Source organism: Burkholderia catarinensis (assembly GCF_001883705.2).
GTDB classification, from domain to species: Bacteria; Pseudomonadota; Gammaproteobacteria; order Burkholderiales; family Burkholderiaceae; genus Burkholderia; species Burkholderia catarinensis.
This window is the reverse complement of record NZ_MDEQ02000002.1, coordinates 187,322-199,751: the sequence shown is the minus strand read 5'-3', so window position 1 is coordinate 199,751 and position 12,430 is coordinate 187,322. Positions and strand designations below refer to the sequence as shown.

11 protein-coding genes are annotated in these 12,430 nt (G+C 66.6%); 6 read left to right on the top strand and 5 right to left on the bottom strand.

Annotated features, from left to right (window positions below; translation table 11 throughout):
- Window positions 1–29: 29 nt before the first annotated feature.
- Together BFF94_RS04105 and BFF94_RS04100 are read right to left on the bottom strand one after the other, a co-directional pair.
- Entirely contained in the window at window positions 30–281 is a 252-nt protein-coding gene (locus BFF94_RS04105; protein WP_128847840.1) for a DUF4148 domain-containing protein, read from the bottom strand.
- Window positions 282–667: 386 nt separating this feature from the next.
- The gene (locus tag BFF94_RS04100; RefSeq protein WP_128847838.1) at window positions 668–2,071 is read right to left on the bottom strand and encodes a GntP family permease; all 1,404 of its coding nucleotides are present in this window, start codon (window positions 2,069–2,071) and stop codon (window positions 668–670) included.
- A 316-nt stretch (window positions 2,072–2,387) separates the two neighbouring features.
- Here BFF94_RS04100 and BFF94_RS04095 point away from each other — a divergent pair, with 316 nt between their 5' ends.
- The 5 genes from BFF94_RS04095 (at window position 2,388) to BFF94_RS04075 (ending at window position 8,135) form a co-directional block, all read left to right on the top strand.
- Window positions 2,388–3,851 carry a sigma-54 interaction domain-containing protein gene (locus BFF94_RS04095; RefSeq protein ID WP_219139024.1) on the top strand — a complete coding sequence of 488 codons (1,464 nt, stop codon included), beginning with the start codon at window positions 2,388–2,390 and terminating at the stop codon, window positions 3,849–3,851.
- A 54-nt stretch (window positions 3,852–3,905) separates the two neighbouring features.
- Entirely contained in the window at window positions 3,906–4,433 is a 528-nt protein-coding gene (locus BFF94_RS04090; RefSeq protein WP_128847836.1) for a BON domain-containing protein, read from the top strand.
- Between the two features lie 61 nt (window positions 4,434–4,494).
- Complete coding sequence (locus BFF94_RS04085) at window positions 4,495–4,767, top strand: hypothetical protein (protein WP_128847834.1); 273 nt, start codon at window positions 4,495–4,497, stop codon at window positions 4,765–4,767.
- A gap of 103 nt (window positions 4,768–4,870) precedes the next feature.
- Entirely contained in the window at window positions 4,871–5,173 is a 303-nt protein-coding gene (locus BFF94_RS04080) for an H-NS histone family protein (protein WP_128847832.1), read from the top strand.
- 604 nt (window positions 5,174–5,777) lie between these two features.
- Window positions 5,778–8,135 carry a GNAT family N-acetyltransferase gene (locus BFF94_RS04075; protein WP_128847830.1) on the top strand — a complete coding sequence of 786 codons (2,358 nt, stop codon included), beginning with the start codon at window positions 5,778–5,780 and terminating at the stop codon, window positions 8,133–8,135.
- A gap of 656 nt (window positions 8,136–8,791) precedes the next feature.
- Here BFF94_RS04075 and BFF94_RS04070 read toward each other — a convergent pair.
- Together BFF94_RS04070 and BFF94_RS04065 are read right to left on the bottom strand one after the other, a co-directional pair.
- The gene (locus BFF94_RS04070) at window positions 8,792–9,343 is read right to left on the bottom strand and encodes a hypothetical protein (protein ID WP_128847828.1); all 552 of its coding nucleotides are present in this window, start codon (window positions 9,341–9,343) and stop codon (window positions 8,792–8,794) included.
- A 174-nt stretch (window positions 9,344–9,517) separates the two neighbouring features.
- Window positions 9,518–10,339 (bottom strand): IclR family transcriptional regulator, encoded by an 822-nt coding sequence (locus tag BFF94_RS04065; protein ID WP_128847826.1) that lies wholly within the window; start codon window positions 10,337–10,339, stop codon window positions 9,518–9,520.
- Between the two features lie 653 nt (window positions 10,340–10,992).
- Here BFF94_RS04065 and BFF94_RS04060 point away from each other — a divergent pair.
- Entirely contained in the window at window positions 10,993–11,841 is an 849-nt protein-coding gene (locus BFF94_RS04060; protein ID WP_128848489.1) for an ureidoglycolate lyase, read from the top strand.
- A 132-nt stretch (window positions 11,842–11,973) separates the two neighbouring features.
- Here BFF94_RS04060 and BFF94_RS04055 read toward each other — a convergent pair whose 3' ends face one another.
- Entirely contained in the window at window positions 11,974–12,357 is a 384-nt protein-coding gene (locus BFF94_RS04055; RefSeq protein ID WP_128848491.1) for a VOC family protein, read from the bottom strand.
- Between the last annotated feature and the right edge of the window lie 73 nt (window positions 12,358–12,430).

Genomic DNA, 12,430 nt, shown 5'->3' with positions numbered 1-12,430 from the left:
ATGCGTCGTCGAGCGGGCCGGGCGGCGGATTACCGGCCCGACTCCGACGATGCGCCGCGATCGCTGCCGTATCCGGCATCGTGCTGACGGGCGATCTTCGCTTCGGCGGACACGATGCTGGCCGGATAGAACCAGTCGCTCGACTGGAAGCCGGCCTGCTTCAGCGCCTTCACTTCGGCGTGGACCTGTGCACGTGTCAACGGCTGGTTCGACTGCGCTTGCGCGGCGAGCGGGGCCGATACGGCCAGGGCAATGGCAACGGCATGGATCAGGCGCTTCATGATCGGGACCTCCAGGATTCCGGTGAATCGCCGCGCTTCGTTCGTCGAAGCGCCGGGCGACGTTGGAATCAGTGTAGGCCGGAGCGGGCGCGCGAAAAATGCGATCGCGCCCAACGGAGTGTTTTGTTGCGGGCAACAATGGGCGGGTGATGGCAGGCAGTGCCGGATGGCGGCGCGGCGGCCCGGGCGTCACGCCGGCGCGTCGCGGCATGGATTTGACCGGGCCCGGTGAGCGCGGAATTGAAATCGGACCGGATGCGAATGCCGGAATCCGTTCCGGTTCGCATGCGGTCCGATCGTGAAAGGCGGCCCGGGCTTGAAGCGGCCTGCCGCGGCGATCCGGCAGGCCGGGAGGTGGTGTATGGAACGCCGCCTCGTGCGGAGACTTACACGAGCCCCGTCGTGTAGTACACGGCGATCACGAAGAACACCGCGAGCGTCTTGATGATCGTGACCGCGAAAATGTCGCGATATGACTCGCGGTGCGTGAGGCCCGTGACCGCGAGCAGCGTGATCACCGCGCCGTTGTGCGGCAGCGTGTCCATGCCGCCGCTCGCCATCGCGACGACCCGGTGCAGCACGTCCAGCGGGATATTGGCGGCTTGCGCGCCCTTGATGAACAGATCCGACATCGCGGCGAGCGCGATGCTCATGCCGCCCGACGCCGAGCCCGTGATACCGGCGAGCGAGCTGACCGACACGGCCGCGTTGACGAGCGGGTTCGGGATGCTCTTCAGCGCATCGCCGACGACGAGGAAGCCCGGCAGCGCGGCGATCACGCCGCCGAAGCCGTATTCGGACGCGGTGTTCATCGCCGCGAGCAGCGCGCCGCCGACCGCTGCCTTCGACCCGGCAGCGAAGCGGTCGCTGACGCGCCTGAACGCGGTGGCGACGACGAGCAGGATGCCGAGCAGCAGCGCGGCCTCGACCGACCAGATCGCGACGACCGTCTTGATCGACGTCGTCACCGGCGTATGCACGCCCGGCAGCACGTCGGGCGCGACCGTGTACGACGCGGCGCCATACCACGTCGGGATCAGCTTGGTGAGCGCGAAGTTCGACACGCCGACGAGGATCAGCGGCAGGATCGCCAGCGCGGGATGCGGCAGCGACGTCACCTCGACGCGCTCCGGCTCGTTGACGAGCGACGTGCCGTAGCCTTCGCCCTTCGCCATCGCCGAACGGCGGCGCCATTCGAGATACGAGAGGCCGACGACGATGATGAACAGCGAGCCGATCGTGCCGAGCGCGGGCGCGGCCCAGGCGGTCGTCTTGAAGAACGTGGTCGGGATGATGTTCTGGATCTGCGGCGTGCCGGGCAGCGAATCCATCGTGAACGAGAACGCGCCGAGCGCGATCGCGCCGGGCATCAGCCGTTTCGGGATGTTGCTCTGGCGATAGAGTTCGGCCGCGAACGGATAGACCGCGAACACCACGACGAACAGCGACACGCCGCCATAGGTGAGCAGCGCGCACACCGCGACGATCACCGCATTCGCGCGCGAGCGGCCGATGTAGCGGATCGCCGCATGGACGATCGACTCGGAGAACCCGGACAGTTCGATCACCTTGCCGAACACCGCGCCGAGCATGAACACCGGGAAATACAGTTTGACGAAGCCGACCATCTTCTCCATGAAGATGCCGGAGAAGACCGGGGCGACGGCGGCGGGTTCGGTCAGGAGCACCGCGCCGAGCGCGGCGATCGGCGCGAACAGGATCACGCTGTAGCCGCGATACGCGGCGTACATCAGGAACGCCAGCGCGGCGAGGACGATCACGAATGACAAGGGAGTCTCCTAATGGCTTTGGTTGTTGTTCGATCGCGCGACGCGCCGCGGACCGGTTCAGGGTCGTGCAGGTTTCGTGCCATCGGCCGGATTGCGCCGCCAGACAGGGTTCCGAAGGAGGCTGGCGGGCCCGCGCCGGTCGTTGTCTGACGATTCTACATAAAACGTCTCCATCCGGAGACGATTTGGCCGTCCGGCCAGCCCGTGAAACCATACAGGGCTTTGTCGGACAACGCATTGCGGCGCGTCTCCAGAGTGAGATAATCCGTCTCGATCCGGAGACATCCGGTCGAAAATACACGGAGACGACGACACGATGATGAACGACTGGGCTCGCCTGCCCGTCAACTACGGCGACGTGCTGCGGCGCGCCGCCGAGTCGCTGTTCCGGACCTTCGAGGATTCGAGCGCGGGCACGGTGGTCGTCGATCGCGACGCGCGCGTCGTGTGGATGAACGAGCGTTACGCGGCGCGCTTCGGTTTCGCCGATCCGCAGCAGGCCGTCGGCCTCGACTGCGAGGCCGTGATCCCGAACAGCCTGATGCGCGAGGTCGTATCGACCGGCCAGCCGATCCTGCTCGACATCATGGAGACGGGCCGTGAGCCGCTCGTCGTCACGCGCCTGCCGCTGAAGAACGAGGCCGGCGAGACGGTCGGCGCGATCGGCTTCGCGCTGTTCGACCAGTTGAAGACGCTCACGCCGATCTTTTCCCGTTACGTACAGCTTCAACAGCAACTGATTGCGACGCAGCGTTCGCTCGCGCAGGCGCGCCGCGCGAAATACACGTTCGCGAGCTTCGTCGGCACGAGTGCCGCGAGCCTCGAAACCAAGCGTCAGGCGCGGCGGGCCGCGCAGGTCGATTCGCCGGTGCTGCTGCTCGGCGAGACGGGCACCGGCAAGGAACTGCTCGCGCACGCGATCCACGCGGCGTCGGCGCGCGCGCTCCAGCCGCTCGTGACCGTCAACGTCGCCGCGATTCCCGACACGCTGCTCGAAACCGAATTCTTCGGCGCGGCGCCCGGCGCGTACACGGGCGCCGACCGCAAGGGGCGCGTCGGCAAGTTCGAGCTGGCCGATCGCGGCACGCTGTTTCTCGACGAGATCGGCGACATGCCGCTGCCGTTGCAGGGCAAGCTGCTGCGCGTGCTGCAGGACAAGGAGTTCGAGCCGGTCGGCTCGAACCGGATCGTGCGCGCGGACGTCCGCATCATCGCCGCGACGTCGGCCGACCTGACGGCGCTCGTGGCGGCCGGGCGTTTTCGCGCGGATCTCTATTACCGGCTCAACGTGCTGACGATCCATGCGCCGCCGCTGCGCGAGCGGGCATCCGACATCGCGGCGCTCGTCTACGCGACGCTCGAGGAACTGGCCGCCCAGCACGGGCGTGCCGCGCACTGCGAACTGACTGACGATGCGCTGCGGATGCTGTGCGCGTACCCATGGCCGGGCAACGTGCGCGAGTTGCGCAATACGCTCGAGCGAGCGCTGATGCTGTCGGACCGTTCGGTGATCGATGCGCGTGCGCTCGCGTCGTTCCTCGGGCCGGTGCGCGTATCGGCGGACGGCGCAGCGCCGGTCGAGCGGCGCGCGGGCGATGCGTCCGGTGCGTCCGGTGCGCCGGTCGCTTCGTATGCCGATGCACTGGCGGCGTGGGAGCGCCGGTTCCTGACCGATGCGCTGGCAGCCTGTGACGGGAAGGTCGTGGAAGCGGCCGCGCGCATCGGGATTGGCCGCGCGACGCTGTACAAGAAGCTGGCGGCGCTGGGCATCGACCGGTAGGCCAATCGGCGATGCCGATGCGGTCGGCTGTAAAGCATCGAACAGGAGATCATGATGAAGCGGACCGGCATCGCAGCGTGGCTGACCCTGTTGCTGGCGACTTCCGCGCTCGCGCAACCGGGCGACGCCGGTGCGCCCGAGGCGCGGCGCAACTGGTACAACGATCCGTTCGTCGCGCTGTCGCGGGACCTGGCCGAATGCCCGTTGCCGCTCGGCCCGTGGATGACCCGGGCCGAGATGTCGGACGACGCGCATTACCGCGCCGAACGCGGCACCACCTGCTGGCTCGCCCACCGCTGCACGAAGCCGAACTCGTATATGTATGACGCACCGATCGCCGATGCGGCGAAGGCGCACTTCGCCGGCTCCGATCGCCTGCATGGCACGAGCCTGTGGATTACCGTGCAGCGGCGTTTCATTTACGTCGAAGGATGCGCGGATACGGCGTTCGATCGCCAGGCGCTGCAACGCGAACTCGAGGCGCTTCCGGACGTCGAGCAGGTTTTCGTTCGCATCACCGACGATCCGCGCCGGAGCTTGCCGTACAAGGTGCGCGGGCAACCGGACCGCACGCCGAACTGACGGCCGAAGGGGCATACATGGCATACTCGCGACATTCAAAAAAAGGTTGACGGGAAGAACGATGAAACACATGCTTGCGTCGGTCTGTCGGCGGTCTCGGGCAGCCGCATTGCTGGCTCTGGTTGCGGGACTCGGCGGGTGCGGTGGCGGTGCTCCGCTGTTCACGTCGGACGGGCGTCCGACCACTCAGGTGCAATGCACCGGCAGCGGCTGGAGCAATTGCACGGACAATGCCCGGGCCATGTGCAACGGGGATTTCGATGTGATCCAGCAATCAACTGATGACGCCACGCGAAATCTTCTCTTCGCATGCAAGAAGAAAAGCGGTTATTGATCCCGAAATGACCCGCTGAGGAGACCGCGATCGGGCGAAGCGCTTTTCTGTTTGCTTTGAGTCACCTATTTTTCACGAATAATACTCACGGAGTCCCATCCATATGGCGACCTACAGGCAACTGACCGCGCAGCTCGAACGGCTTCAGCAGAAGATCGACAAGGAACGCGAAAAAGCGATTGCCGATGCGATTGCCGATATCCGCGCGAAAATCGACGAATACGACATTACGCCGGAAGAGCTCGGGTTTCGTCCGGCGGGGTCCGCCGTCGCTGCCGCCGTGAAGCCGAAGCGCACGTTGCCGGCGAAATACCTGAATCCGAAGACGGGCGAAACCTGGAGTGGCCGCGGGCGGGCGCCGACGTGGCTCGGCAAGAACCGCGCACGTTTCCTGATCAAGGACTGACTCCCGAAAACCCTCACCTTTCGTGTGCTGACTGACGGTGCGAACGGCCATGCGGCCGTCGCACCGTTTTGTTTTTGCGCAGTCGCGGTGCGATTTTCCCTGACGAACTGAAGCGCAATACCGCGCAATTGACGGATTCCGTTTTGCGAATTCGCCGCGATCGGACCGCTTATTGCGGGGAATTCCGGTAAACAACCGTGTAATGACGCAAGGTACGCGCATTGGCATTCGCCATTTCCGCGGTGCACGCGTGCCGCGGATTCTCATCACCTTGCGCGTGTTTGCGCAGTGTGTCGTGCCATTCCCGAAGATGCTCACCATGGCTCCTGTAAATCCTCACCTTTGAGGAAGCGGCGGCAGCGTCGCGCCGCGTTGCTTGCGCGGTGCGCGCCGTGCGAATGGGCGCGGACGGCGTGCGGCGATGCCCGGCCGCGCGTGTCTTGAAGGTCCATGGTGCAAGCGTTGACGCTCGTCGAATAGTCAGCCGTTCGGCATATAGGCAGCCGCATGCGCTTCGCCTATGCTTGGGGTTCGCGTCGATCGGCGCACGGCCTGTCCGGCCGCATGCCGATCGGGTCGTCTTTCGTTACCGCAGGGAGCCGATGTGACCGTTCGCCATCTCGATGCGTTGTTCCAGCCCAAGTCCGTTGCGGTCGTCGGCGCGTCATTGCGCGCGGGCAGTATCGGCGCGATGGTGTGGTCGCGCGTGCTCGACGGCGCGTTCCAGGGGCCTGTGTGGCCCGTCAATCCGAAATATCGCGAGCTGGACGGGCATGTGGTCGTCTCCGATGTCGACCGGTTGCCCGAGCCGCCGTCGGTTGCCGTGATCTGCACGCCGCCCGCGACCTGGGCCGGCATCGTGCGCAAGCTCGGCGAACTCGGCACGCGCGTCGCGGTGATCGTCGGCGACGCGCGCACGGAGGCCGATCTCGCCGCGCTCGATCGCACGCTCAAGGCGGCGAAGCCATTCGTGCTCCGTATCGTCGGGCCCGGCAGCCTCGGCGTGCTGTCGCCGGCACGGCATGCGCATTTCGGTGCGCCGGCCTATACGGCGCGATCGGGCGGTGTCGCGTGGGTGTCGCAATCGAACGCGCTGACGAACGCGGTGCTCGGCTGGGCCGATGCGCGAGGGCTCGGCTTTTCGCATGTCGTCGCGCTCGGCAGCGAGTCCGACGTCGATGCGGGCGACGTGCTCGACTATCTTGCGAGCGATCCCGGCACGCGCGCGATCCTGCTCGAGCTCGATACCGTGCGCGCCGCGCGCAAGTTCATGTCGGCCGCGCGCGCGGCCGCACGCAACAAGCCGGTGCTCGCGTTGCGTACCGGGCGCGCCGATCCTGGCGATGCGCTTTATACGGCGGCGTTCCAGCGCGCGGGGATGGTGCGCGTCGATGCGCTCGACGATCTGCTCGACGAGATCGAGACGCTCGGCGTCGGCCGCGTCGCGGCGCGTGGCGCGGCGACGCTCGTGACGAGCGATGCGGGCGTCGCGAAACTCGCGGGCGATGCGGTCGCCGAGGTGCGCGACGTGCTGGCCGACTGGTCGCCGGCGGTCACGTCGGCCGTGTCGGCCGCACTGCCGCATCTCGAGGCGCCCGGCAATCCGCTGACGCTGGGCGACGTTGCACGGCCCGAACACTTCGCCGCGGCGGTCAAGGCGCTCGCGCCGTTCCCGCAAACGGGCACGCTGTTCGTCGTCCATTCGACTTCCCACAGCGCGCCGGCCGATGCGGTTGCGCGCACGCTGATCGAATCGCGGCAGTATGCGCATCGCGGCATCCTCGCGTGTTTCTTCGGTGCGGTCGACGCGGCGACGCGCGATGCGCTGCATGCGAACGGCATTCCCGTGCATACGACGCCGCAGCGGCTTGCCCGTGCGTATGCGCGTCTCGTCGACTACAACCTCGGGCGGCAACTGCTGATGCAGACGCCCGAGGGCACGCCGCAGCAGCCGGCCGAGTGCGTTGCATCCGCGCAGGCCGATGCGCGCCGGATGGTCGAAGCCGGCCAGCATGAACTGGCCGGCGACGCCGCGTCGCGCTGGCTGTCCCATTTTGGCCTGCAGGGCGAGCAGGCCGCTGAGCCGGCCGGCACGAAAGTCGTCGATGTCACGGTCGACATGTACGACGATTCGAACTTCGGTCCGGTGTTTCGCTATGCCGTGCCGCCTGCGGACGGCGTATCGGCACCGTTCGTCGTCTACGGCCTGCCGCCGTTGAACACCGTGCTCGCCCGTGCGGTGATGGAACGTTCTCCGTATGCGCGCAGCACGCCCATCGAGCCGACGCTCGACGCGTTGACGGCGCTGTCGCAGGTCGTCTGCGACGTGCGCGAAGTCGTTGCGATGTCGGTCACGCTGCGCGTGCTGTCCGACCGCGCGCAGGTGATCTCGCCGCGCATCACGCTGGCCGCGGGGCGCAGCCGGCTCGCGATCATGCCGTATCCGCGCCACCTCGAACAGACGCTCGAGTGGCGCGGCGAGACGGTGACGATCCGTCCGATCCGTCCGGACGACGAAGCCGCGCACAACGAACTGCTCGGCGCAATGACGCCGGACGATCTGCGGATGCGTTTCTTCGGCGCGGTGCGCAGCTTCGATCATTCGCAGGTGGCGCGCATGACGCAGATCGACTACGACCGCGAGATGGCCTTCATCGTGTCGTTCATCGATGTGTCGGGGCGGGACCACACGCTCGCGGTGGTGCGTGCGGTTGCCGATCCCGACAACGAGACGGCGGAGTTCGCGATCGCGGTGCGGCCCGATCAGAAGGGCAAGGGGCTTGGCCGGCTGCTGATGGCCCGCATCATCGACTACGCGCGCTCGCGCGGAACCGCATGGATGATCGGCGAGGCGCTGCGCGAGAACTCGGCGATGATCTCGCTCGCGAAGTCGTGCGGCTTTGCGGTGTCGACGACGGAGGAGCCCGGCGTCGTGGGTTTCAGGATGAAGTTGCAGCCGTAGCGTTTGTCGGATGGCCGACGCACGGAGACATCGCATTCAGTCGATGTCTCCGGTATCCCGGCATGTTGCGAATTTTACAATTGAGGAATGCAGAGCATTCGGGTTTGTCGTCCCGGACGAAGTGCCCGCGAGCGTGCCGGCGCCTGTTCGCCACCGGGATATCGATGCTTCCGTCGCACCGGGAAACGCTTGCTGCGTGCTGCGATATTCGTCCGTGACGGTTGCTTCACGCGACGGGTTCACGCGCATTCGCTGCCACGTTTCAGCCCCGAAAATTCGAAATCGCCACCAAGGTGAGACTTTTCAGGAGCCGCGAGTGAGCCTTTCCGGGAAGCCGTGGTGAGCCGATACGGGAGCGTTCGGTGAGCCTTCCCGGGAGCGGTCGGTGAGCACCTTCGGGAGGCGCCGGTGAGCCTTTCCGGGACGCGTCGGTGAGGGGCTGCGGGAGGTGTCGGTGAGGATATTCGGGAGACTTCGGTGAGGGTCTCCAGGAGCCTTGGGTGAGATTTTCCGGGAGGTGCGGGTGAGCGCTTGCGGGACACTAAGGTGAGGCTTTTCGGGAGCATGCGGACGCACGGCTCCCGCGGGCGCAGCGCCGGCCAATGCCGGCGTCACGCGAGGGGGCGGGCAGGCATGAACCGTGCCCACGGTCACATTCAGGCAGCGAGTTTCGACGCCGCGTCGTTCACCTGGTCGCGCGAAATCGCGAGTTCCTCGAGGTGCGGATCGGCATAGACGGCGCCGGTTTCGCGCTCGAGGCGGGCGATCGTCAGTGCGCAGCGCGCGGCATCCTTCGGCATCGCGATGAAGCGTTTGACCGACTCGCCGGACGTGAACGCGTCGAACAGCGCGCCGCGCACGTCGTCCGGAAGCGTCTTGGTCCACTGGTACGGCTTGCCGTTGAACGTGATCGACGGCGGCAGCGTGCGTTCCTTCTTGGTGGCCGTGATGAGCCCGTAGGTGCGGGCCGCGTCGCCGATCTGCTCGGGCGAGAAGAGCTCGTCGGGCGTGATGTCGAACTGCTCGATGTAGTTCTCGATCGCCTGCATCGCGGCGGCGCGATCGTCGCGCTTCTTCTGCGCGTGCGCGACGATATCGCGCAGCTCGTCCGCCTCCTCGGGCGTGATCGTGAAGCTTGCCTGCTTCTGCTGAAGTTCGGAGAAACGCTGGAATTCTTGATCGTTCAGAAGTTTGGCCATGACATCCATCGGACACGACGGCCGCGACAACCGGCCGCCGTAGTTTTTTGAGAGGGCCGCTATTCTAGCGTAGCGCCGTGGGCGCACGATATGGCACCGCGCATCGCGCACCGCACGGGCGTTGCGCGCGACCGGGGCCGGTGCAACCGCGTCGTACCCGGTGCGCTCCGTCGAGCCTGCGCGTCAGCAGGTCTCGGTGCGGCCCATCGACAGATGGGCGGCCGTGTCGCGCAGCCCTTCGACGACCACGTCGGCGGACGGCGCCATGTGCGCATCGATCCGGCGCATGTACGGGCAGGTCAGCACCGCGATCGCATGGCCGGACGGCCCGAGGATCGGCGCGGTCAGGTCGGTCACGCCGTACGCCTGGCGGCTGTCCTGGCGCAGGTAGCCGTCTTGCCGGATGGACTGGCACGCATACGCGAGTTCCTGCTCGTTCAGCGGCGCTTCGCCCTTGACCTGGCGATGCTCGGTCAGCATGTGCGCGCGCTGCTCGGGGCCCTGGAACGACAGCATCACGCGGCCCGATGCCGTATCGGCGAGCCCGACCCGCGAGCCGAGCCGGACCGACACGCCCCACGGGCCGGGCCCGTCGACCTGTGCGATCACGAGCAGGTTGCCGCGATCGTAGACGGACAGGTGGCACGACTGTTCGGAGAAGTCGGCGAAGCGTTGCATCGGCGGCAAGGCCTCGGCAATCAGCCGGTTCATCGGCGGATGCCCGTGCGCGAGCGCGAACAGCTTGAGGCTGAGCGTGTAGCGGTCGCCGCCGGTCGAGCGCATCACGTAGCGGCGCGCGACGAGGCGTTCGAGCATCCGGTAGATCTCGCTCGCGTTGCGGCCGAGTTCCTTCGTGATTTCGGTGCGGGTGAGTCCTTCCTTCTGCTCCGCCAGGAGTTCGAGTATGTCGAGACCCTTGTCGAGCGCGGGTGCGCGGTAACGGTCGAGTGCTCCTGTCGATTCCCGTGCGTCGCAGCCGGGAAGCGAGTCGTTGATTGTTTGCATTATTGGCGTGAAGTTGGGGGGATTACCGTCGATCGGTTGGCGACGCACGCTGACCCATTTTGCAACCCGCTTGTGTCGGGCTCGCGTGTGGCGACGAACGCCTTCCGTTTGAGCTCAACAACAAACATTCAGTGTGCAATGCAGCGTCTTTTTGCCGATCGTTACCAAATAAGAACGGATCAGTTCCCTTTCAGGATGACAGGGTAGCTACGAATACCCGGTATTTATGGCAGGTGGCACGGGCTCAAGGTTTTTGAAAGGGAATCGGGCCCGCGATGCTGCGCCGCAGCGTCTGCAGGCGCACCAATAGTCGGTATCCGTCGCCCGTCATTTCACGGCGCGCAGCCGATGGTACAAAGGCTTGCGGGCCAGCGACGGCGTGGCCGCGGGTGAAGCCGGCCGGCATGGGCCGGCACGCGTCGCGGGTGCCGGGCCGTCGTCGCCGATGCGCAAACCGGCGGCCGCCCGTTCGATGCGCGCCGTACGTCCGTGCGGCGCCGCGATCGCTGCGCCCGCGCGACCCTCGCGCGTCGACGGCATGCCGGATGCGGCGCCGGCGCGCGCAATCGACGATCGACGATCAGTCCGGCGCGCGGCCGCGAATGGCTGCGTCGGCCGGTATCCTGTCCCATTCGACAACAGAGGTTGAGCACATGAAACTGCTTCGCTATGGCCCGTCCGGCCAGGAAAAGCCCGGTATCCTCGACGCGGCCGGCCGGATTCGCGACCTGTCCGCGCATGTGCCGGATCTTGCCGGCGATGCGCTGTCCGACGCGGGTCTCGCGCGGCTGCGCGCGATCGATCCGGCCACGTTGCCGCTCGTGTCCGGCGAGCCGCGCATCGGCGCGTGCGTCGGGCATGTCGGCAAGTTCATCGGCATCGGTCTGAACTATGCCGATCACGCGGCCGAAGCCGGCATGCCGGTCCCGAAGGAGCCGGTCGTGTTCGGCAAGTGGACGAGTTCGATCTGCGGCCCGAACGACGGCATCGATATCCCGAAGGGTTCCGTCAAGACGGACTGGGAAGTCGAACTGGGCGTCGTGATCGGCGCGACGTGCAAGGACGTCGACGAAGCCCGCGCGCTCGATTACGTCGCGGGCTACTGCGTCGTCAACGACGTGTCCGAGCGCGAATGGCAGATCGAGCGCGGCGGCCAGTGGGACAAGGGCAAGGGCTTCGACACGTTCGGCCCGATCGGCCCGTGGCTCGTCACGCGCGACGACGTGCCCGATCCGCAGCGTCTCGACCTGTGGCTCGAAATCGACGGCCACCGTTACCAGAACGGCAACACGCGCACGATGGTGTTCACCGTCGCGCAGCTGATCGCCTATTTGTCGAGCTGCATGAGCCTGCAGCCGGGCGACGTGATCACGACCGGCACGCCGCCGGGCGTCGGCATGGGCATCAAGCCGTTGCCGGTGTTCCTGAAGGCCGGCCAGAGGGTGCGCCTCGGCGTCGAGGGGCTCGGCGAGCAGCTGCAGCACACGCGCGGCGCACAATAAGCGCGCGTGCCGCGATCCCGTTGAACGACCGCCGCCGGCGGTCGCCGGGAACCGGATCCCGATGATTCAAGAGCAAGGGCCCGATTCCGCAGTGCGCGGAATCGGGCCCTTGGCATTTCTGCGCGGGCGCGATCACACGACGTTGTCGAGTTCGCAATGCGCTTCCAGCCGATAGCCGTCGGGATCGACGACGAACGCGGCGTAGTAGCCGGGGCCGTAGTGTTCACGCTTGCCGGGCCCGCCGTTGTCCTGGCCGCCGTGCTCGAGCGCGGCGCGGTAGAACGCGTCGACCTCGACGGGCGAAGCGGCCCTGAACGACAAGTGCAGCCCGGAGTCGGGATCGGCGACGACGGGGCGAGCCGCGTGCTGCAACCACAGCTCCGGTTCGGTCGTGCCGTACCCGATGGAGCCGTCGTCGCTGTACAGCCGCTTGTAGCCGAGCGCGCCGAGCGTGCTGTCGTAGAACGCCCGGCTGCGGCCGATGTGTGCAACGCCGAACGAGAGGTGATCGATCATGTGGGTTGGCTCCTTGAACTGAGAGGGGACTTCAGTGCAGCACACTTCGTTTTAACCACCATGCTGGTTATGT